Source organism: Streptomyces avidinii (genome assembly GCF_014650695.1).
GTDB lineage: Bacteria > Actinomycetota > Actinomycetes > Streptomycetales > Streptomycetaceae > Streptomyces > Streptomyces avidinii.
The window spans coordinates 226,810-247,206 of sequence record NZ_BMVL01000007.1; the positions used below are offsets into that span (position 1 = coordinate 226,810).

The window sequence follows — 20,397 nt, forward strand, 5'->3', positions numbered from 1 at the left end:
GCGAAGCCCAGCTCGGCCAGCCGCGCGTACGTCCCGCCGGGGCCGGTGTCGACCTGCGTGACGGCCGAGTCCGCGACGACGTCGGACGGCAGGTACGACATGGCGAACAACACGGGTTTGCCATCGAGCACGAAGCGTCGGCTGCGCGCCCACACGCGAGCCCCCGCGGGAATGCCAAGGGCGTCGGAGAAGCGGCTGTCCGCCTCTTCTTCGCGAACGTCGATCTGATCGACGACCAGCTCCCTGTCCTCGGACTCATCGGACCAGGTCGACCGGCCAGCGCCCCACTGCTCGTGCGCCAGCCGCTGGATGCCGCGGCGGCGCAGGGGCTTGAACGCCCGCACGAACACACCGGCACCCTTCCGTGCCTCCGCGAGACCTTCGTTCTGCAAAACGCCGAGGGCTTGGCGCGCGGTCATCCGGGCGACCTCGTACGTGGCCATGAGGTCGTTCTCGCCGGGCAGCCGATCACCCGGGCCGTATTCGCCCGCTTGGATGGCCGTCCTCAGCGCATCAGCGATCCGCTGGTACTTCGGCTGACGGGTGCCGCCCTGGCTGCTCATGAAACCGATCACTCCCTCTCCTCTCTAGACAGCCTAGGGCCAGAGGTATGCCACCGCACGAACCTGCGTCAGGGACCCCTTTCGCTTACATCTCTAGAGATCACTTGACGGGGCGCACTCGCGTCAGCTGTAGTGGATACATCTCTAGAGAGGCTATTCAGAGTGGTCTCGCAAGTGAGGGTGATGGGTATGCCGCATGTGTCCGGCATTGATGCGGATGACGCCCTGTCGGCGAGGGTGGCGGGCATCGGTGAGCCCAGTTCGGATCTGTTGGATCGGGCGCTGGTTGGGTGGGAGCGTTTCGTCGCCACGCTGCGCGGGGTGACGGATGAGTGATCGGTACGAGTACCTGCCGCACCGACTCCTGCGCCGCCGTGTCAGGGACATCGCCTCCGGGGTCGAAGGCGAGTTGATGGCCGTGGTCAACGAGAACGTCTCGGGCGCAGGCGTGGAGCGCTGGATGGAGCTTGCTTATATCCGTGCCGCCTCCGGCCGTGAGTTCACTACCTCGGTCGCCAACGTGGAGCCTGCCTGATCAAGGGACGCCAGAACCCTGACGGGCGGACTCGGCTTCACGACGAAATGGCCGAGGACGGGCCCGTCAGCACCTTCTGCCTGCCTCGGACGGTCGTCGGGCGTAGGCATCGAGAAGCGCGTAGCGGTCGTGGGCGGTTTATGTCCGGCCCAGGACGGGCTGGAGACGCTGAGAGCTGAGGAGCGCGTAGCGATTGGACGCGCTCCCCCGACCCGGGAGGCCACTCGGGAGGGTCCCCGTCTCGGGAATGGGACCGCCCCTGACCCTGGTGCGCATCTCTGATGTCCCCGTCCGTGAAGGCTCGGTCCCGGCCCGTTCCTTTGGGGGTTTCCCGGCAGTCTTCGTATGTCCGGGGCGGGACGGTCGGTCAAGGGTGGAGCGCAGCGACATCGCGAAGCGACGCGACGAAGGAGCGCCCTTGAGGGACCGGCACGACACGGAGAGACGATGAGACTGACGGGAAACCCCCATACGCATCTCTGATGCCGACCGCTCGGCTCCCGCCCCCGGAGCCGTGCCCCTAGAGGTAGTCCTCCAGGCGGCCGATGCGGTAGCCCTGTTCCTGGATGCGCTGGAGCATGCGCGTCGTCATCTGGGTTTCCGTCGCGCCCTTGAGCTCACCGGGGCCGCGGAAGTGGGCGAGGATGATGTCGCCCGGCTTGAGGGCGGAGCCCTCGGCGTACTGGAAGTTGTTGATCTGCATCGAGACCCGCCACAGGACCAGGGACGAGACTCCGCACTCCGAGGCCGCCCGGAGGGTGTCGTCGTTGTAGTTGCCGAAGGGCGGGCGGAACAGCGGCGGGCGCTGGCCGAAGCGCTTCTCCAGGCGGTCCTGCTGGCCGCATATCTCCTTCTTCTGCCCTTCGAAGGACAGGGTGCGGAGGTTCGGGTGCGACAGCGTGTGGTTGTTTATCGTGCTCGACGAGCCATTGTCCCGGAGCTTCTCGAAGTGCCCGTAGTCCGACGAGGCGACGCTGTCCGTGAGGAACATGCTGATCGGCAGCTTGAGGTCGGCCGCCATCTTCAGGAACTCGGGGTCCTTCTCGGCGCCGTCGTCGAAGGTCAGGAAGACGACCTTGTCGTCCGCCGGTACGGGTATTCGGTCTATCACCGGGACCTTGCCCGCGCCCGGCTTCGGGATCTGCGGCTTCTGGGCCGGCTTGGGTGCGTACTGGAGGGGGGCCGTCAGGCCCCACTTCTTGTACGCCTCGTCGGATGCGCCCCCCGGCGCCGCCGATGCGCCGGAAGCGGCCGGAGACGGCGTGGCGCCACCGGCGTCCGGTGTCGCCTCCGCCGTCTTGCGGCCCAGTCGTTCGGTGGTGTCGACGTTGTCCCCGCACCCCGTCAGGGACAGCGCGAGCGCGCCGGCCGCCAGCGTTCCGACTACCAACCGGCGCGCACGCATCACAGATAGTCCTCCAGGCGAGCCACGGCATACCCCTTGTCCGTGACGGTCTTCATGACATGACGGATCATGTCAGGCATCGTGCCCTTCCAGTCTTCCTTACCCCGGAAGTGAGTGAGGATGATGTCACCGGGGTGCAGATCGCGGTCCCACTCCCGATAGTCCATCCGGTTGGTGAACGCCTCCGCGTTCCACAGCGGGACCGCCTTGATGCCGCAGGACTTCGCCGCGCGCAGGGTGTCCTGGTTGTAGTTGCCGTACGGCGGCCGGAAGAGGGTCGGCCGCTTGCCGAACTGCTTCTGGATGGTGTCCTGCTGTCCGCAGATCTCCTCGCGCTGCTGCTCGTACGACAGGCCCGGCATGTAGCGGTGGTTGAGCGTGTGGTTGTTCAGGGTGACGCCCGCGTCCTGCATCTTCTTGAAGTACGGGTAGTTGTCCCGTACGACGTAGTCGCTCAGGAAGGCCGTGTACGGGATCTTGAGCTCCTGCATCATCTTCAGGAACTCGGGGTCCTTCTCCGAGCCGTCGTCGATCGTCAGGAAGACGACCTTGTCCTCGGTCGGGACGGTGGTGAAGACGTTGGGGTACTCCTCCTGATCCTCCACCTCGAAGCCGTCGCGCGTGGTGATCTCGGGCTTCTCCTTCGGCGCCGGCGGAGCGGCGAGCGGGGTCTTGCGCAGGCCCCACTTCTTCGCCGCGACGACGCGCGCCTGCTGGGCCGCCTTGGCCTTCTCGGCGGCGCTGAGCGCGCCCGCGGCGCCCGCTTCCGCAGCCTTGGCGGCCTTCGCCTTCGCGGCCTTGTCCGGCCCGGAGTCCCCGGATCCGCAGGCCGTTCCGAGGGCGGCGACGAGCAGGGCTGCGACGGCCACCCCGAACCGGCCGCGCGGACCTGCCGCGTACCGGTGACCCTGTTGCGACTTATTTCCCTTTTGTCGTACTAGCTGCATAGCAGCGCATCCTGGCACCCGACACACGGGCTCCCCGGAAGACACCGCGAACGCGGTCGCACCTTCCTTCGACTGGCCCACACCCGTCCGCCGCGGGGCTCCCTCCCGGCCTCCCCCGCAGCCCTCCCGTGCCGTCCCCGGTCCGGCCCGTCGCCGACAATGGACCCGTGACCCCCGAAGACTTCGCCGCCCTCCTCACCCCCGAGGGCCGCGCCCTCCTCGACTCGCTCCGCGACTACGACCCCGCCCAGGAGCTGGCCGTCGCCACCCGGCTGCGCCGCGAACACCCCGCCGGGCTGGTCTCCGCCGCGCTCGGGCAGGCCCGGCTGCGGCAGCGCGCGGTGGCGAAGTTCGGCGCCGAGGACGCCTTCCGGATGTACTTCACGCCCGGCGGCGGCGAGATGGCCACCCGCGCGTCCGTGGCCTCGTATCGGGCCGAGCGGCTCGCGGCCCTCGGCGTACGCAGCCTCGCGGACCTGTGCTGCGGGATCGGCGGGGACGCCCTCGCGCTGGCCCGGCTCGGCATCCGGGTGCTCGCGGTGGACCACGACCCGCTCACCGTCGCCGTCGCGCGGGCCAACGCCGAGGTGCTGGGGCTGGCGGACCTGATCGAGGTCCGGGAGGCGGACGTGACGGAGGTGGACACTTCCGGCTACGACGCGGTCTTCATCGACCCGGCCCGGCGCGGGGGGCGCGGCCGGATCTTCGACCCCGAGTCGTACTCGCCGCCGCTGTCGTGGGCGGTCGAGACGGCCCGTGCGGCGAAGTACGCCGCCATCAAGATCGCCCCCGGGATCCCGCACGAGGCCGTGCCTCCGGAGGCCGAGGCCGAGTGGATCTCCGACCAGGGTGACGTCAAGGAGGCCGTGCTCTGGTTCGGGACCGCCCCGGGGACCGTGCGCGCCACCCTGCTCCCCGGGCCGCGCGGGCTGCACACCGCCGATCCGCTCCCCGATCCGGCGGCCGGGCCGGTCGGCCGCTGGCTCTACGAGCCCGACGGCGCCGTCATCCGCGCCCACCTCGTCGCCGAGGTCGCCGGGGAGCTGGACGGCCGGCTGATCGACCCGACCATCGCCTACATCACCGCCGACGAACTGCGCGCGACGCCGTACGCGACGCCGTACGAGATCACCGACGTGCTGCCCTTCGGCCTGAAGAAGCTGAAGGCGCTGCTGCGCGAGCGCGGGGTCGGGATCCTGACCGTGAAGAAGCGCGGCTCGGCGATCGAGCCCGAGGAGCTGCGCCGCAAGGTCAAGCCGCAGGGGCCGAACTCCGCGACCGTCTTCCTGACCCGGGTGGCGGGGGCTCCCTCGATGCTGATCGGCGCCCCGGCCGTACCCCCCTCCGTGCCGGCTGCCGTACCGCCTGCGGCGACGCCCGGCCGGTGAAGTGAGCGCGCCCGGCGGCTCCGGTCAGGCTCCGTCGACCTCCACCGACTCGAACCGCCAGCGGTGCACCGCCCGCGTGATCAGGTCGGCCGCGGGCTCGGGCAGTTCGGGGAGGTCCGCCGCCACGCCCTCGGCGGCCTCCCACCAGGTGATCACGAGGACCCGGTCCTGCGGGGCCCGGAAAACCTCGCGGCGCACCGGCTCCCGCGCCAGGATCTGGGCGCGGGCCCACTCCAGCAGTTCGTTGCCCCGGCCGTCGGCGGCCCGGGCCTCCCACATCAGCGCGACGGTGCTCACGAGTACAGGTTGTCCTTGCTCAGTTCGTGCACGTGGTCGTGGGCGTGGCCGTGGCCGTGCCCGTGCCCGTGCTCGTGTTCGTGCTCGTGGGACGTCCCCGGCACGTGCGGGTCCGTGACCGGGAGCGAGGAGTCCGCCGACAGGTCCCAGTCCGAGGCGGGCCTGTTCCGCTTGACCATCTCGGCGCCCAGCGCCGCCACCATCGCGCCGTTGTCCGTGCACAGCTTCGGCCGCGGTACGCGCAGCACGATCCCCGCGGCGTCGCACCGCTCCTGCGCCAGTGAGCGCAGCCGGGAGTTGGCCGCGACGCCGCCGCCGATCATCAGGTGGTCGACGCCCTCGTCCTTGCAGGCCCGGATCGCCTTGCGCGTCAGCACGTCCACCACGGCCTCCTGGAAGGACGCGGCCACATCGCGCACCGGAACGTCCTCGCCCGCCTTGCGCTTCGCCTCGATCCAGCGGGCGACGGCCGTCTTCAGCCCGGAGAAGGAGAAGTCGTACGCGGCGTCGCGCGGGCCCGTCAGCCCGCGCGGGAAGTTGATCGCCTTCGGGTCGCCCTCGCGCGCGAGCCGGTCGATGACCGGACCGCCGGGGAAGCCCAGCTGGAGCACGCGCGCGATCTTGTCGAAGGCCTCGCCCGCCGCGTCGTCGATGGTCGCGCCGAGCGGCCGTACGTCGGAGGTGATGTCCGGGGCCAGCAGCAGCGAGGAGTGCCCGCCGGACACCAGCAGGGCCATCGTCGGCTCCGGCAGCGGCCCGTGTTCCAGCTGGTCCACGCAGATGTGGGAGGCCAGGTGGTTCACCCCGTACAGCGGCTTGCCCAGCGCGTACGCGTAGGCCTTGGCCGCCGAGACGCCCACGAGCAGGGCGCCCGCGAGACCGGGACCCGCGGTGACGGCGATGCCGTCGAGGTCGCGGGCGCTGACCCCGGCTTCCTTGAGGGCGCGCTCGATGGTGGGGACCATCGCCTCCAGGTGGGCCCGCGAGGCCACCTCGGGCACGACGCCGCCGAAGCGCGCGTGCTCGTCGACGCTCGACGCGATCGCGTCCGCGAGCAGGGTGGTGCCGCGGACGACGCCGACGCCGGTCTCGTCGCAGGAGGTCTCGATGCCGAGGACGAGCGGTTCGTCAGCCATTGCTCTCACTGCTCTCAGTTCGTGCTTGTGCGGGGTCGGTCAGTCGCATGACGAGCGCGTCGACGTTGCCGGGTTGGTAGTAGCCGCGCCGGAAGCCGATGGGCTCGAAGCCGAAGCGCTCGTAGAGCTTCTGGGCGCGGGTGTTGTCCACCCGTACCTCCAGCAGCACCTCGGCACATTCGAACGCAGTGGCGGCGCGCAGCAGGTCGGTCAGGAGCCGGGCGCCGAGCCCGGTCCCCCACTGGTCGCGCGCGGCCGCGATGGTCTGTACGTCGGCCAGGTCGCCGGCGGCGGCCAGTCCGGCGTAGCCGACCAGGCGGCCCGTCCCGTCCTCGGCGACGATGTAGCGGCGCGTGGCCTGCGGGCCTCGGGCGTGGGCGAGTTCGGACCAGAACATCCCGGCGGACCAGGCGTCCTCGGGGAACAGCTCGTGCTCCAGTTCCAGCACGGGTCCGATGTCCCACCAGCGCATCTCACGCAGCGTGTGGGACGTCACTGCGGGGTGACCACCTTGTAGTTCTTCGGCACCTGCGCGTCGGGCCGGCGCAGGTAGAGCGGGGTCGGAGGCAGGAACTCCAGGCCGGCGGCCAGTCGTTCCGCGGCCAGTGAGGCCAGCGCGCCGGCCGACTGGTGCTCGGGGCCCCGGGCGTCCGGGAAGACCTCGGGGTAGAGGAGCGCGCCCTGGCCGACGGCGGGCAGGCCCGCGACCTGCTCGGCGATGTCGGCCGGCCGGTCCACGGCTGGCTCGCCGACGCGCGTGCGCGGGTCCTCGTACCGGGCCCAGTAGACCTCCTTGCGCCGTGCGTCGGTGGCGACGACGAAGGGGCCTTCGACCCCGGCGGCCCCTGCGGCGTGGGCGAGGCCGTCGAGGGTGCACAGGCCGTGCACGGGCACGCCGAGGACGGCGGCGAAGGTGGAGGCGGTGACGAGGCCGACGCGCAGCCCGGTGTAGGGGCCGGGCCCGACGCCGACGACGACGCCGGTGACGGCTTCGAGCGTGACCCCGGCCTCGGCGAGGACCTTGTCCACGGAGGGCAGCAGGAGCTCCCCGTGGCGGCGGGCGTCGACCTGGTTCGACTCGGCGACGACGGACTCACCGTCGTGCAGGGCGACGGTGACGGCGGGCGTGGCGGTATCTACGGCGAGCAAGAGCACGCGAACAGCCTACGACTCCGGCGGCCGCGCCCCTTGCGGCCGGTCTGGGAGCAGGGTGGCTGCTACCTTTCGACCGGGGTATCGAACGTGGTACCAGTCCGGCGCGGAGAGGTGGAGCAAGGTGGCACGCAGCAGCTCGGGAATCGTGGCCGGGCTCACCGCCGCGGCGGTGGCCGTCGTCGGCTTCCTCGGTTACCAGGCCTCCGCCACGGCGCCCGCGCATCCTCCGAAGGCGGCCGCGCAGGAGCCGGCCCCCGCCGCGAGCCAGGCCGCCAAGCAGGACCCGGCGAAGCCGGTGCCCGTGCCGGAGGGTTCCGGCACCGGGGTGCGGGTCGTGTACTCGGTGGGCCAGAAGCGGGTGTGGCTGGTGGGCGACCCCACGCAGGAGCCGAAGTCGTTCGCGGTGATGCCGAGCACGGTCCACCCCAAGGCGGGCACCTACACGGTCGGTTCGCGTTCGGGGTCCGTGACCGGCTCGGACGGGGTGCCGATCGAGCACGTCGTCCGGTTCGCCACGGCGGAGGGCGTGGCGGTCGGTTTCAGTGCGCGTACGGACGGCGCGACGCCGGAGCCCGACCCGAACAAGAAGACCGGCGGCATCCGGATGACCCGTGCCGACGGCGATGTGATGTGGGCCTTCGCCACGATCGCGTCGAAGGTCGTCGTCGTTCCCTGACGGACCCGGCCGCCCTTCACCCGACCGGGTGAAGGCGACAGGACGCCCAGGACAGCCCTAGGCCGCTTCGGACTCCGGAGCGGCCTCTTCGTGTGCGGGGTCGGCCGGCCCGCCCGTGCCGGTGGCGTACTCCCGCGCGGGGGGCGTGGAGACGGCGTTGGCGGCCACGCCGGCAGCGAGGAGCGTCCACATGGAGACGGTGGACGGGCGGGGTTCGCGATGTGCTCCTGCTGGTGCCGACATGGCTGCCTCCTGGACCCGGGACACCGTACTTAGGCATACCTAAGAACCGCTCGGTACCATGTCACCACGAGCGCTGCCGACAGCGCAATATCTTGCCGACGGGTTGTCGGTACGTTTACTCCGAGAGGGCGCCCGCCAGCGCGTCCAGCCCGGCTCCGGAACCCCAGCGCGCGCCGATCCCGCGCACCGAGACCTCGCGCACGTCGTCCAGAACCTCCTCGTGGCCGACCGCCCGGGCGATCACCACGTGCAGCCGATCGTCGGAGAGCTCCTCCACCTTGCCGTCTCCCCATTCCACGACGACCACGGACTCGGGGAGCGAGACGTCGAGGTCGAGGTCCTCCATCTCCTCCAGCCCGCCGCCCAGCCGGTACGCGTCCACGTGCACCAGCGCCGGTCCACCGGTCAGCGAGGGGTGCACGCGGGCGATGACGAAGGTCGGCGAGGTCACGGCCCCGCGCACGCCCAGGCCCTCGCCGAGACCGCGGGTGAGCGTGGTCTTGCCCGCGCCCAGCTCGCCGGTCAGCAGGACGAGGTCGCCCGGGCGCAGCAGGGCGGCGATCCTGCGGCCCAGCTCCTGCATCGTGTCCGGGGAATCGACGGTGATCCGGGTCTCCGAGCCGGCCGCGGCCTCAGGTGCCGGCGCCTGGCTGCGCTGTGCTTCCAGCGGTACTTCTTCCATGCGCGCCAACGTTAGTCGCTGCGGGGACCGTCGCCGTCCCGGTGCGCTCCAGCAGCTCGGTGAGCAGGCGTGTCACGGTTTCCGGGCGTTCCAGCATCATCAGGTGCCCGGTGGACTCCAGGACCACGAGGTCGGCGGCGGGCAGCGCCTCCTTGATGGCGACGCTGTGCGCGGGCGGGGTGATCATGTCGTTGTCCCCGGCGATGACGGTGACCGGCAGGTCCGCGAACAGCTGGAGCGCGGCGGTCTTGTCGTGGGTCTGGAAGGCGGGGTAGAACTCGGCGACCACGTCGATGGGCGTGGCCTCGATCAGCCGCTCCGCGAACCGCGCGACGCCCGGATCCACGTCCCGGGAGCCGAACGAGTACATCTTGATCATGCCGGCGAAGAGGTCCGCGGTGGCCCGGCGGCCCTTTTCCACCAGCTCCACCTGCGAGCCGAGCGCCCTGAGCACGCCCGGCAGGATCCGGCGCACCGCGCCCATGCCGACCGCGGGGAGCCCGTACGTCACCTCGTCGAGGCGGCCGCTGGAGGTTCCGATGAGGGCCACGCCGACGACGCGGTCGCGGACGAGCTCGGGGTACTGCTCGGCGAATCCCATGATGGTCATTCCGCCCATCGAGTGACCCACCAGGATCAGCGGCCCCTCGGGGGCGGCGGCGTCGATGACGGCCTTCAGGTCCCGGCCGAGCCGGTCGATGCCCAGCGGCTCGCCGTCCGCCTGGGCGAGGCCGCGGGCGCTGCGGCCGTGGCTGCGCTGGTCCCAGTAGACCGCGCGGACCACACCGCGCAGGGCGGCGCGCTGGAAGTGCCAGGAGTCCTGGGCGAGGCAGTAGCCGTGGCAGAAGACGACAGTGGCGGGGGGCTCGGGCTTGCGCCGCAGCCGCCGCCGCTTGCCGTCGTCGGGGAGCTCGTCGACCTCGTAGTAGAGCTCGGTGGCGTCCTCGGCCCGGCAGATTCCCTGGGTGCCGCGCAGGGACCCGTAGTCCCCGGCCGCGTCCAGTGCGAGGCGTGCCTTCATCCGCATGCCGCGCCCCACGGTGATCCGTTCGACCGCGACACCGGCCGCCGCGCCCGCGGCTATCACGCCGATGGCGGCGCCGGCCCAGCCGGCCTTGCGCCAGTTCTCGCTCACGCCGCCGCCCTCACTACGATCGGCCGCCCAGGTACACCCGGGGCACACGTCCACCGATACGGGTGACGATCTCGTACCCGATCGTGTGCGCCGCCCGGGCCCAGTCCTCGGCGGTGGGTTCACCGCGCTCCGCGTCCCCGAAGATGACGGCCTCGTCACCTGCGCGGGCGTGGTCTCCGTCCAAGTCGACCACGAACTGGTCCATCGCGACGCGCCCGGCCACGTGGCGGACCTTGCCCGCGACGAGCACCGGGCCGAGGCCGGAGGCCTGCCGCGGGATGCCGTCGGCGTAGCCCGCCGGGATCAGCGCGAGGTTCGTCTCGGCATCGGTGACGTAGTGGTGGCCGTAGCTCACGCCGTGCCCGGCGGGGACCGTCTTGACCAGCGCGACCGAGGCCTTGAGGGTCATCGCGGGCCGCAGGCCCAGCTGGGCGGGGGTGCCGAGCTCGGGCGCCGGCGAGACGCCGTAGACGGCCAGCCCGCAGCGCACCAGGTCGAAGTGGGACTCGGGCAGGGTGAGGGTGGCCGGCGAGTTGGCGATGTGCCGGACCTCGGGCTCGACACCCTCCTTCTCGGCGTACGCCAGCATGTCGCGGAAGGCGGTCAGCTGGAGCTGGATGGAGGGGTGTCCGGGCTCGTCGGCGCAGGCGAAGTGCGACCAGAGGCCGGTGACCTTGACGGTGCCCTCGGCCTGGGCGGCGACGGCCGCACCGACCAGGGCCTCCCAGTCGGCGGGCTGGCAGCCGTTGCGGCCGAGGCCGGTGTCGGCCTTGAGCTGGATGCGTGCGGTGCGGCCGGCCGCGCGGGCGGCCTCGCGGACCTCGTCGAGGGCCCACATGCCGCTGACGGAGACGTCCAGGTCGGCCTCGACGGCCTCCCGCCACGGCCCGCCCGGGGTCCAGAGCCAGCACATGACGCGGCCCTCGATGCCGGCGGCGCGCAGGGCCAGGGCCTCGTCCGGGGTGGCCGTCCCGAGCCAGGTGGCACCGGCCTCCTGGGCGGCTCTGGCGCACTCCAGGGCCCCGTGCCCGTAGGCATTCGCCTTGACCACGGCCATGAACTCGGCCCGGGGCGCCCGCTCGCGCAGTGCGCGCACGTTCTCCCGTACGGCGTCAAGATCGATCTCGGCGTACACGCGCGTCGCTGTCTCGTTCATCGCCCCCAGTCTCTCAGAACCCCCGCCCGGCCCTGCGGGGGCTGGCCCAACTGGCCACCGGGCCTCCGCTTCGGTCTGCGGGCGCGCAGCGGCATCAGGGGTGGCGGGTGTCGCGCCAGGCCGCCGGGAGGGCTTCGGCCACCTGGTGGGCCAGGAGGGGGCCCCCGACCCGGCGGGCCGCCAGGCCGTGGAGGTACGCGCCCACCGCGCCCGCGTCCGCGCCGGACAGGCCGCCCGCCAGCAGGGACCCGCCCAGCCCGGACAGCACGTCTCCGCTGCCCGCGGTGGCCAGCCACGGGGTGCCCGTCGGGTTCACCCGGACGGCTTCCCCGCCGGAGGCGACCAGCGTCGTCGAGCCCTTCAGCAGCACCGACGCCCCGTACCGCTGCGCCAGCACCCGGACCGCGTCCAGCCGGCCCGCCTCCACCGACTCCCGCGACACCCCGAGCAGCGCCGCCGCCTCCCCCGCGTGCGGGGTCAGCAGGGTGGGGGCCGTCCGGGCCCGCAGCGCCGTCTCGTCCAGCCCGCGCAGCCCGTCGGCGTCGACCAGCACCGCCGCGTCCCCCGCCAACAGTTCCGCCACCTCCCCGGCGCGCCCCGCGCCCAGCCCCGGGCCGACCACCCAGGCCTGCACCCGGCCGGGCCCGATGAGCGTCTCGGGGTAGCGGGCGAGCACCGCGTCGGCCGCCGGCCCCACGTACCGCACCGCGCCCGCGCCGCCGCGCAGCGCTCCCGCCACGGCCAGCACCGCCGCACCGGGGTACTGCGCGGACCCGGCGACGATCCCGACCACACCCCGCCGGTACTTGTCGCTCGACGCCGTCGGCTCCGGCAGCAGCCCCGCCACATCCGCGTGCTGCAGGGCCTCCACCTCCGGGGACGGCAGCTCCAGCCCAATGTCCACGAGGTGCACCGCGCCCGCCCGGGACGCCCCGGGGTCGATCAGCAGGCCGGGCTTGTACGCCCCGAAGGTCACCGTCACATCGGCCGTCACGGCCGAGCCCGCCACTTCCCCGGTGTCCGCGTCCACGCCGCTCGGCAGGTCCACCGCGACCACGGGGACCCCCGACGGGATCCGCTCCACCAGGGCCGCGGCCGCCGGGCGCAGTCCGCCCCTCCCGCCGATCCCGAGCAGCCCGTCCAGTACGAGGTCCGCCTGCTGCGGGACGGACGGCGCGAGGTGTCCCCCGGCGGCCCGCAGCGCCGCCAGGGCCCCCGGGTGGATCCGCTCGGGGTCCATCGGCACCGCCGTCACGCCGGCGCCGCGCCGGGCCAGCCGGGCGCCCGCGTAGAGCGCGTCACCGCCGTTGTCCCCGGGGCCGACGAGCAGCACGACCCGCGCCCCGTACACGCCGCCCCGGGTGCGCCGCAGCAGCCCCGCGCAGGCAGCGGCCAGTCCGGCCGCCGCCCGTTGCATCAGGGCGCCCTCGGGCAGCCGGGCCATCAGCTCCCGCTCGGCGCCCCGTACGGTCTCCACGCTGTAAGCGGTTCGCATGGACTGTCCCCTAACCTTCTGCGATCACCACGGCGGAGGCCACACCGGCGTCGTGACTGAGCGAGATGTGCCAGGACTTGACGCCCAGGGCCAGGGCCCGCGCCCGGACCGTGCCGGACACGCGCAGCCGGGGCTGGCCGGTGTCCTCGACGTACACCTCGGCGTCGGTCCACAGCAGACCGCCGGGCGCACCGAGGGCTTTGGCCAGGGCTTCCTTGGCAGCGAACCGGGCGGCGAGCGAGGCGGTCCCGCGCCGCTCGCCGCTCGGCAGCGTCAACTCCGCGTCGACGAAGAGCCGCCCGGCCAGGTTCGGTGTGCGCTCCAGCGCCGCACCGAACCGCTCGATCTCCGCGACGTCGATCCCCACACCGATAATCACCCAGGCCGTCCCACTGCTCCGCTACTCCACGGTCACCGACTTGGCGAGATTACGCGGCTGGTCCACCTCGTTGCCGCGCGCCGTCGCCAGCTCGCACGCGAACACCTGCAGCGGGACGGTCGCCACGAGCGGCTGGAGCAGCGTCGGCGTCGCCGGGATCCGGATCAGGTGGTCGGCGTACGGGACGACCGCTTCGTCGCCCTCCTCCGCGATCACGATGGTCCGCGCCCCGCGGGCCCTGATCTCCTGGATGTTCGACACGATCTTGTCGTGGAGCACCGACCGGCCGCGCGGCGACGGGACGACGACCACCACCGGCAGGTCCTTCTCGATGAGCGCGATCGGCCCGTGCTTGAGCTCGCCCGCCGCGAAGCCCTCGGCGTGCATGTACGCCAGCTCCTTGAGCTTGAGCGCGCCCTCCAGCGCCACCGGATAGCCCACGTGGCGCCCGAGGAACAGCACGGTGTCCTTGTCCGCGAGGGAGCGCGCGAGCTGCCGTACCGGCTCCATGGTCTCCAGTACGGTGTCGACCGCCGCGGCGATGTCCGACAGCTCGCGGATCACGGCCTCGATCTCGTCGCCCCACTTGGTGCCCCGTACCTGGCCGAGGTACAGCGCGACCAGGTAGCAGGCCACCAGCTGGGTCAGGAAGGCCTTGGTCGAGGCGACGGCCACCTCGGGGCCGGCGTGCGTGTAGAGCACGGCGTCCGATTCGCGCGGGATCGTCGATCCGTTCGTGTTGCAGATGGCCAGCACCTTGGCGCCCTGTTCACGCGCGTGCCGCAGTGCCATCAGGGTGTCCATGGTCTCGCCGGACTGCGAGATCGCGACCACCAGCGTGCGCTGGTCCAGGATCGGGTCGCGGTAGCGGAACTCGCTCGCCAGCTCGGTCTCGCACGGGATGCGGGTCCAGTGCTCGATGGCCAGCTTCGCGATCATGCCCGCGTGGTAGGCCGTACCGCACGCCACGATGACGACCTTGTCGACCTCGCGGAGCACCGAGACGGGGATGCGCACCTCGTCCAGGGTCAGGGAGCCGCTCGCGTCGATCCTGCCCAGGAGGGTGTCGGCGACGGCCTTCGGCTGCTCGGCGATCTCCTTGAGCATGAAGTAGTCGTAGCCCCCCTTCTCGGCCGCCGAGGCGTCCCAGTCCACGTGGTACGCCCGCACGGTCGCGGCCGTACCGTCGAAGTTGGTGACCGTGACCCCCTCGCGGCGCAGCTCGACGACCTGGTCCTGGCCCAGCTCGATCGCCGAGCGGGTGTGGGCGATGAAGGCGGCCACGTCCGAGGCGAGGAAGTTCTCCCCCTCTCCGACGCCCACCACCAGGGGCGAGTTCCGGCGCGCGCCGACCACCACGTCCGGCTCGTCGGCGTGCACCGCGACCAGCGTGAACGCACCGTCCAGGCGCCGGCACACCTGACGCATCGCCTCCGCGAGGTCGGCGGTGGCCGAGAACTGCTCCGCCAGCAGGTGCGCCACGACCTCGGTGTCCGTCTCGGACTCCAGCCGGTGGCCGCGCTCGGCCAGTTCGGCCCGCAGCGCGGCGAAGTTCTCGATGATGCCGTTGTGCACGACGGCCACGCGCCCCGAGTTGTCGAGGTGCGGGTGGGCGTTGGCGTCGGTGGGCCCGCCGTGGGTCGCCCACCGGGTGTGCCCCAGTCCCGTGGAGCCGGCCGGCAGCGGGTGCCCGACCAGCTCCTTCTCCAGATTGACGAGCTTCCCGGCCTTCTTGGCGGCCGCCAGGCTGCCGTCCGCGAGCACGGCGACCCCGGCCGAGTCGTAGCCGCGGTACTCCAGCCGCTTGAGTCCGGCAATGACCACATCGAGCGCCGACTGCGCTCCCACGTAACCCACAATTCCGCACATACGGCGCAGCGTACGCCGTGGTCCGCCGTCTGCCCCGTAGCCGAACAAGACGAAAAACCCGCCCCGGCGAATGCGCCGGAGCGGGTTGACGTCTCTGCGGGCCGGGGTCAGCCGAGCTTCTTCACCTGGGCGTCGACGACGGCCTTCGGCTGCTCCGCGACGCCGGTGAGGCTCAGGGCCGAGAAGGTCGCCAGGGTGTTGCCCTTGCGCACGACGACGAGCTCCATGGTGATCGTCTCGCCGTCCGCGTCACCCGTCACGGTGTACGCGAGGGCCTCGTCGCCGGCGGTGACGGCAGCACCCGGAGCCACCTTCGTGATCTTGAGCGAGTCGCCCGCCTGGCTGCCGGTGTAGCCGCCGGCGCAGGCCGTGCCCGCAGTCTTGACGGAGGCGAAGGCCTCCGCGGCGCCCTTGCCCTCGTACGAGGCGAGGTAGACCGAGGTGGTGGTGCCGCCCAGGGCGTCCAGACCGGCCTTGAGCTTCTCCTCGGGGCTGGCGTCGGCGGCGGGCTCCTTGCCCTTGGCGACGGCCCTGGTGCCGGCCGTGCCCGCAGCGGTGCCCACCGGGTTCATGGACTGCGCCGACACCAGCGGCTGGCACTCCGGCTTGTCGCTCTTGGCGCCGGCCGCGGCGGCGGTCTCGGCGTCGGTGGGCGCCTTGACCACGTGGGTCGGCAGGTCGGCCTGGACCACGATCACACCGGCCAGCTCGGCGCTCGTCTTCGCCTTGGCGGCCGGGGCGGCCGACGTCGCGGCGGCCTCCGACGGCTTGGCGTCCGCCTTGGTGTCGGCCTTGTCGGAGCCGCAGGCGGTGGCCAGCAGGGCCAGGGAGACCGCGGAGGCGGCCAGGACGGTACGACGGACAAGAGCGTTGCGCACGAGAAACTCCCCCAGGGAAAAGACAGATGCAGGCAGCCCGAACCGCGCCCCTCGGAGCGGGGCGTGGAGATGACTGCGGTGATCAACAATGTACGGGGCGATGGATCACCCGGGCGCCACGGACGGCGATCGCGGCCAATCGTGACCCGGGTGAGACACCAAGAATTTCCAATCGAAACCACCGGCCGTGCAACCCTCCCGGTTCCGGCCGGGCCCCGACCGGTATCCGCCCCTGCCGTTGCACACGTGACCGACCACACCACCCACAACCGCCCCGGAGCCCCGACAATGGCGTTGTGATCACTTCGCCGCCACGAAGCAACACGCCGGACGACGCAACGGAGCGCACTGGTCGGGACGGGCACCCCACGCGCCCCGCACACCGCCGCGGCCCCGACGCCTCGCCGTACGTCGACCTCACCCGCGCCGAATGGAGCGCCCTGCGGGAGCGGACCCCGCTGCCGCTGACCGCCGACGAGGTGGAGCAGCTGCGCGGCCTCGGCGACGTCATCGACCTCGACGAGGTCCGCGACGTCTACCTGCCGCTCTCCCGGCTCCTGAACCTCTACGTGGGCGCCACCAGCAACCTGCGCGGCACCCTCAACACCTTCCTCGGCGACGCGGGCAACGGGCACGGCGCCCAGCAGGGCACCCCCTTCGTCATAGGCGTCGCCGGTTCGGTCGCCGTGGGCAAGTCCACCGTGGCCCGCCTGCTCCAGGCCCTGCTCGCCCGCTGGCCCGAGCACCCACGCGTGGAGCTGGTGACCACCGACGGGTTCCTCTACCCGATGAAGGAGCTCCAGCGGCGCGGGCTCACCTCCCGCAAGGGCTTTCCGGAGTCCTACGACCGGCGGGCGCTCACCCGCTTCGTCGCCGACATCAAGGCCGGCAAGGACGAGGTGCGGGCCCCGGTCTACTCGCACCTGATCTACGACATCGTGCCCGGCGAGGAGCTCGTCGTCCGCCGCCCGGACATCCTCATCGTCGAGGGCCTCAACGTGCTCCAGCCGGCCCTCCCCGGCACCGACGGCCGCACCCGCGTCGCCCTCGCCGACTACTTCGACTTCAGCGTGTACGTGGACGCGCGCCCCGAGGACATCGAGCGCTGGTACCTGGGCCGCTTCCGGAAGCTGCGCGCGACCGCCTTCCAGAACCCCTTCTCCTACTTCCGCAAGTACACCCAGGTCTCCGAGGAGGAGGCGATGGAGTACGCGCAGACGATGTGGCGGACGATCAACCGGCCCAACCTGCTGGAGAACGTGGCGCCCACCCGCGGCCGGGCCACCCTCGTCGTCCGCAAGGGCCCGGACCACAAAGTCCAGAAGCTGAGTCTCCGCAAGCTCTAGGAGCCGTCCGGCCACCGGTCGCTAGGGTGCGGGCATGCTGCATCTGCGGATGATCACCCCGCATCACCTCACCGAGCAGGTCGTGACGCTGATCGACCGGACGGTCGGGACCACCCACGTGGTGGTGCTGAAGGATGCCGCCCGCGACCCCGAGGGCGATCTCGTCCTGTGCGACGTCGCCCGCGAGGCCGCGGACGAACTGCTGCAGGCGATGCGCGGGCTCGGTATCGACGAGACCGGTTCCATCGCCGTGGAGAACATCGACCTGTCGATCTCCCGGCGCGCCGAGGACGCCGAGGAGGAGGCTCCGGGCGAGGCCGCCGACGCGGTGGTCTGGGAACAGCTCGCCGAGTCGACGCACGAGGAGTCCACCCTCACCATCACCTACGCCGCCTTCATGATCATCGCGACGATGATCGCGGCCTGCGGCGTGGTCCTGGACAACGCGGTCCTGATCGTGGGCGCCATGGCTGTCGGCCCGGAATTCGGCCCGCTCGCCGGCATCTGCACCGGCCTGGTGCAGCGCCGGCGCAGGCTCGCCGGGCGCTCGCTCGTCGCGCTCGTGGTCGGCTTCGCAGCGGCGATCGTGGCGACGACGCTCTTCAGTCTGGTGATGGACGGGCTCGGCCTGTTCCACGAGGACATGCTGGAGAACCCCCGGCCGAACACCAGCTTCATCTGGCAGCCCGACCCGTTCTCCTTCGTCGTGGCGATGCTCGCCGGGGTGGCCGGCATGCTGTCGCTGACCTCGGCGAAGGCCGGCGCCCTGGTGGGCGTGGCGATCTCCGTGACCACCGTCCCGGCGGGCGCCAATGCCGCGGTGGCCCTCAGCTACGGCGACTTCTCCCAGATGTGGGGCTCGGCCGTCCAGCTGGCGCTGAACCTGGGCGGCATCATCCTCGCCGGGACGCTCACCCTCATCTGCTGGAAACTACTGTGGCGCACCCAGGAGAGCCGGATGATCCGGAAACCGGGTGCGCCACGCAGGCCGGGCAGCGGCCTCTAGAAGACCTGGGACGGCCTGGGCCGTCTCTTTCGGATCTGGTCGGCCGAGCCCGCGGCGTCCGCCTAGCCCAGAGCGGACTTCACTACGTCCGCGAGCCGGCCGGCGACCGAGCGGGCCTGCTCGATGTCCGCGGCCTCGACCATCACCCGTACGAGCGGCTCCGTACCGGACGGACGCAGCAGCACCCGCCCGGTGGTGCCCAGCTCGCGCTCGGCGTCGGCCACCGCCGCGGCGAGCTCGGCGGAGGTGGTCACGCGGGACTTGTCCACGTCGGGAACGTTGATCAGGACCTGCGGCAGTCGCTGCATGACGCCCGCCAGCTCGGCGAGGGACTTGCCGGTGGCCGCGACGCGGGCCGCCAGCAGCAGGCCGGTCAGCGTGCCGTCGCCCGTCGTCGCGTGATCGAGGATGATCACGTGGCCGGACTGCTCGCCGCCGAGCGCGTAGCCGTGCTCCTTCATCGACTCCAGCACGTAGCGGTCGCCGACCCCGGTCTGCACGACCTGGATGCCCTCGGACTCCATGGCCAGCTTGAAGCCCAGGTTGGACATCACGGTGCCGACCACGGTGTTCTCGCGCAGCTGGCCGGCCTCGCGCATGGCCAGTGTCAGCACCGCGAGGATCTGGTCGCCGTCGACCTCCGCGCCGGAGCCGTCCACGGCCAGGCAGCGGTCCGCGTCGCCGTCGTGCGCGATGCCGAAGTCGGCGCCGTGCTCGACCACGGCGGCCTTGAGCAGGCCGAGGTGGGTGGAGCCGCACCCGTCGTTGATGTTGAGGCCGTCGGGCTCGGCGCCGATCGTGATGATCTCCGCGCCGGCCCGGGTGAAGGCCTCGGGCGAGACGTACGCGGCCGCGCCGTGCGCCTCGTCCAGGACGACCTTCAGGCCTTCGAGGCGGTTGGGGAGGACCCCGATGAGGTGGGCGACGTACTTGTCGAAGCCCTCGGTGTAGTCGGAGACGCGGCCGACGCCGGATCCGGTGGGCCGGTCCCACGGGGCGCCGGTGCGGTGCTGCTCGTAGGTCGACTCGATGCGGTCCTCCAGCTCGTCGGCGAGCTTGTGGCCGCCGCGCGCGAAGAACTTGATGCCGTTGTCGGGCATGGCGTTGTGGCTGGCGGAGAGCATCACGCCGAGGTCGGCGCCCAGCGCACCGGTGAGATACGCCACCGCCGGGGTGGGCAGCACACCGACGCGCAGGACGTCCACGCCCGCGCTCGCGAGGCCCGCCACGACCGCGGCCTCCAGGAATTCGCCGGAGGCACGGGGGTCCCGGCCGACCACGGCCGTCGCCCGGTGGCCCTCGAAGGTGCCCGCCTCGGCAAGTACGTGGGCTGCCGCCACGGAGAGGCCGAGCGCGAGCTCCGCCGTCAGATCCGCGTTGGCAACGCCGCGTACACCGTCCGTCCCGAAGAGTCGTCCCACTGTTGTCCTCCCGAGTTTCCGCTTCGCGTATGACCGCTTGTGACAGGTATTTGCCGCTTGTGGCGGTAAACGAACCGCCCCGACAGCACAGAGAGTGCTGCCGGGGCGGTTTCGTTGCAGAACAGCAGGCGCAGATTAACGCTTGCTGTACTGCGGAGCCTTACGGGCCTTCTTGAGACCGGCCTTCTTGCGCTCGACCGCACGGTCGTCGCGGGAAAGGAAGCCGGCCTTCTTCAGCGCCGGGCGGTTGTTGTCCACGTCCGCCTCGTTCAGCGCACGGGCCACGCCGAGGCGCAGGGCGCCGGCCTGGCCGGACACGCCGCCACCCGAGATGCGGGCGATGACGTCGTAGCGGCCGTCGAGCTCGAGGAGCTTGAAGGGCTCGTTGACTTCCTGCTGGTGCACCTTGTTGGGGAAGTAGTCCTCAAGGGTGCGACCGTTGATCTTCCACTTGCCGGTGCCCGGAACGATCCGGACGCGGGCGATGGCGTTCTTGCGACGGCCCAGGCCGGCGGCCGGCTGGGGGTCGCCGAAGCGACCGGCAAGGGACTCGGAGGTGTAGTCGCCCTCGACGGCAACCTCAGACTCGCTGGTGTACTCCTCGACGTTGCCCTCGAACTCTTCGACGGTCGTCTCGGCGGTGGTCTCGGCCACGATGCTCCTCAGAATTTTCTACGTCTTAGGG

At 71.8% G+C, this 20,397-nt stretch carries 23 protein-coding genes; 6 read left to right on the plus strand and 17 right to left on the minus strand.

The genetic code is table 11. From position 1 onward, the window contains the following. Nucleotides 1-563: GntR family transcriptional regulator (locus IE257_RS20115; protein WP_189971004.1), on the minus strand; the 563-nt coding region annotated here is incomplete at its 3' end. 189 nt (nucleotides 564-752) lie between these two features. On the opposite strand from IE257_RS20115, the gene IE257_RS20120 reads away from it, so the two are divergent. Beyond that, a complete protein-coding gene (locus IE257_RS20120) occupies nucleotides 753-899 on the plus strand; it encodes a hypothetical protein (protein ID WP_209468417.1) in 147 nt (48 codons plus the stop codon). Next, nucleotides 892-1,098, plus strand: coding sequence for a hypothetical protein (locus IE257_RS20125; protein WP_189970575.1), 207 nt, complete (start codon nucleotides 892-894; stop codon nucleotides 1,096-1,098). The genes IE257_RS20120 and IE257_RS20125 overlap by 8 nt, the downstream gene beginning before the upstream one ends. 520 nt (nucleotides 1,099-1,618) lie before the next feature. On the opposite strand, the gene IE257_RS20130 is transcribed toward IE257_RS20125, so the two are convergent. After that, complete coding sequence (locus IE257_RS20130) at nucleotides 1,619-2,503, minus strand: polysaccharide deacetylase family protein (RefSeq protein WP_229920527.1); 885 nt, start codon at nucleotides 2,501-2,503, stop codon at nucleotides 1,619-1,621. Then, complete coding sequence (locus IE257_RS20135) at nucleotides 2,503-3,372, minus strand: polysaccharide deacetylase family protein (protein ID WP_229920528.1); 870 nt, start codon at nucleotides 3,370-3,372, stop codon at nucleotides 2,503-2,505. Before IE257_RS20135 ends, IE257_RS20130 begins: the two co-directional genes overlap by 1 nt. A 245-nt stretch (nucleotides 3,373-3,617) precedes the next feature. On the opposite strand from IE257_RS20135, the gene IE257_RS20140 reads away from it, so the two are divergent. After that, nucleotides 3,618-4,838, plus strand: coding sequence for a class I SAM-dependent methyltransferase (locus IE257_RS20140; RefSeq protein WP_189970579.1), 1,221 nt, complete (start codon nucleotides 3,618-3,620; stop codon nucleotides 4,836-4,838). Nucleotides 4,839-4,862: 24 nt separating this feature from the next. Here the strand turns inward: IE257_RS20140 and IE257_RS20145 are convergent, their stop codons facing one another. Genes IE257_RS20145 through tsaB form a run of 4 tightly spaced genes read right to left on the minus strand, consistent with a single transcriptional unit; the run spans nucleotide 4,863 to nucleotide 7,426 of the window. Next, the gene (locus tag IE257_RS20145; RefSeq protein WP_229920529.1) at nucleotides 4,863-5,135 is read right to left on the minus strand and encodes a hypothetical protein; all 273 of its coding nucleotides are present in this window, start codon (nucleotides 5,133-5,135) and stop codon (nucleotides 4,863-4,865) included. Next, complete coding sequence (gene tsaD, locus IE257_RS20150) at nucleotides 5,132-6,271, minus strand: tRNA (adenosine(37)-N6)-threonylcarbamoyltransferase complex transferase subunit TsaD (protein ID WP_189970581.1); 1,140 nt, start codon at nucleotides 6,269-6,271, stop codon at nucleotides 5,132-5,134. Before tsaD ends, IE257_RS20145 begins: the two co-directional genes overlap by 4 nt. Beyond that, nucleotides 6,264-6,743: a ribosomal protein S18-alanine N-acetyltransferase gene (gene rimI, locus IE257_RS20155; protein WP_037861138.1), complete on the minus strand. Its 480-nt coding sequence runs from the start codon at nucleotides 6,741-6,743 to the stop codon at nucleotides 6,264-6,266. Before rimI ends, tsaD begins: the two co-directional genes overlap by 8 nt. Before the next feature lie 20 nt (nucleotides 6,744-6,763). Then, nucleotides 6,764-7,426 carry a tRNA (adenosine(37)-N6)-threonylcarbamoyltransferase complex dimerization subunit type 1 TsaB gene (tsaB, locus tag IE257_RS20160; protein ID WP_189970583.1) on the minus strand — a complete coding sequence of 221 codons (663 nt, stop codon included), beginning with the start codon at nucleotides 7,424-7,426 and terminating at the stop codon, nucleotides 6,764-6,766. 121 nt (nucleotides 7,427-7,547) lie between these two features. Here tsaB and IE257_RS20165 point away from each other — a divergent pair, with 121 nt between their 5' ends. Further along, nucleotides 7,548-8,102, plus strand: a complete 555-nt coding sequence (locus IE257_RS20165) for a hypothetical protein (RefSeq protein ID WP_189970585.1) — start codon at nucleotides 7,548-7,550, stop codon at nucleotides 8,100-8,102. A gap of 57 nt (nucleotides 8,103-8,159) precedes the next feature. Here IE257_RS20165 and IE257_RS20170 read toward each other — a convergent pair whose 3' ends face one another. The 8 genes from IE257_RS20170 to IE257_RS20205 all read right to left on the minus strand — a co-directional run bounded on the left by IE257_RS20170 (nucleotide 8,160) and on the right by IE257_RS20205 (nucleotide 15,939). Continuing rightward, nucleotides 8,160-8,345: a hypothetical protein gene (locus IE257_RS20170; protein ID WP_189970586.1), complete on the minus strand. Its 186-nt coding sequence runs from the start codon at nucleotides 8,343-8,345 to the stop codon at nucleotides 8,160-8,162. A 115-nt stretch (nucleotides 8,346-8,460) separates the two neighbouring features. After that, nucleotides 8,461-9,027, minus strand: coding sequence for a tRNA (adenosine(37)-N6)-threonylcarbamoyltransferase complex ATPase subunit type 1 TsaE (tsaE, locus tag IE257_RS20175; RefSeq protein WP_372453101.1), 567 nt, complete (start codon nucleotides 9,025-9,027; stop codon nucleotides 8,461-8,463). Then, nucleotides 8,978-10,210 (minus strand): alpha/beta fold hydrolase, encoded by a 1,233-nt coding sequence (locus IE257_RS20180; RefSeq protein WP_372453100.1) that lies wholly within the window; start codon nucleotides 10,208-10,210, stop codon nucleotides 8,978-8,980. Before IE257_RS20180 ends, tsaE begins: the two co-directional genes overlap by 50 nt. Next, nucleotides 10,176-11,318, minus strand: a complete 1,143-nt coding sequence (gene alr, locus IE257_RS20185; protein WP_189970589.1) for an alanine racemase — start codon at nucleotides 11,316-11,318, stop codon at nucleotides 10,176-10,178. Before alr ends, IE257_RS20180 begins: the two co-directional genes overlap by 35 nt. A 94-nt stretch (nucleotides 11,319-11,412) precedes the next feature. Continuing rightward, complete coding sequence (locus IE257_RS20190) at nucleotides 11,413-12,813, minus strand: NAD(P)H-hydrate epimerase (protein WP_189970591.1); 1,401 nt, start codon at nucleotides 12,811-12,813, stop codon at nucleotides 11,413-11,415. A gap of 10 nt (nucleotides 12,814-12,823) precedes the next feature. Next, nucleotides 12,824-13,192, minus strand: a complete 369-nt coding sequence (locus IE257_RS20195; RefSeq protein WP_189970593.1) for a holo-ACP synthase — start codon at nucleotides 13,190-13,192, stop codon at nucleotides 12,824-12,826. 21 nt (nucleotides 13,193-13,213) lie between these two features. Then, nucleotides 13,214-15,061 (minus strand): glutamine--fructose-6-phosphate transaminase (isomerizing), encoded by a 1,848-nt coding sequence (gene glmS, locus IE257_RS20200; protein WP_189970595.1) that lies wholly within the window; start codon nucleotides 15,059-15,061, stop codon nucleotides 13,214-13,216. A gap of 107 nt (nucleotides 15,062-15,168) precedes the next feature. Continuing rightward, nucleotides 15,169-15,939 (minus strand): hypothetical protein, encoded by a 771-nt coding sequence (locus IE257_RS20205; protein ID WP_229920530.1) that lies wholly within the window; start codon nucleotides 15,937-15,939, stop codon nucleotides 15,169-15,171. 296 nt (nucleotides 15,940-16,235) lie between these two features. Between IE257_RS20205 and coaA the strand changes: the two genes are divergently transcribed. Together coaA and IE257_RS20215 are read left to right on the plus strand one after the other, a co-directional pair. Next, the gene (coaA, locus tag IE257_RS20210) at nucleotides 16,236-17,285 is read left to right on the plus strand and encodes a type I pantothenate kinase (protein ID WP_189970597.1); all 1,050 of its coding nucleotides are present in this window, start codon (nucleotides 16,236-16,238) and stop codon (nucleotides 17,283-17,285) included. Nucleotides 17,286-17,319: 34 nt separating this feature from the next. Further along, the gene (locus IE257_RS20215; RefSeq protein ID WP_189970599.1) at nucleotides 17,320-18,291 is read left to right on the plus strand and encodes a DUF389 domain-containing protein; all 972 of its coding nucleotides are present in this window, start codon (nucleotides 17,320-17,322) and stop codon (nucleotides 18,289-18,291) included. Nucleotides 18,292-18,353: 62 nt separating this feature from the next. Here the strand turns inward: IE257_RS20215 and glmM are convergent, their stop codons facing one another. Further along, entirely contained in the window at nucleotides 18,354-19,712 is a 1,359-nt protein-coding gene (glmM, locus tag IE257_RS20220) for a phosphoglucosamine mutase (RefSeq protein ID WP_189970601.1), read from the minus strand. A 135-nt stretch (nucleotides 19,713-19,847) separates the two neighbouring features. Continuing rightward, nucleotides 19,848-20,366, minus strand: a complete 519-nt coding sequence (rpsI, locus tag IE257_RS20225) for a 30S ribosomal protein S9 (RefSeq protein WP_136229686.1) — start codon at nucleotides 20,364-20,366, stop codon at nucleotides 19,848-19,850. Between the last annotated feature and the right edge of the window lie 31 nt (nucleotides 20,367-20,397).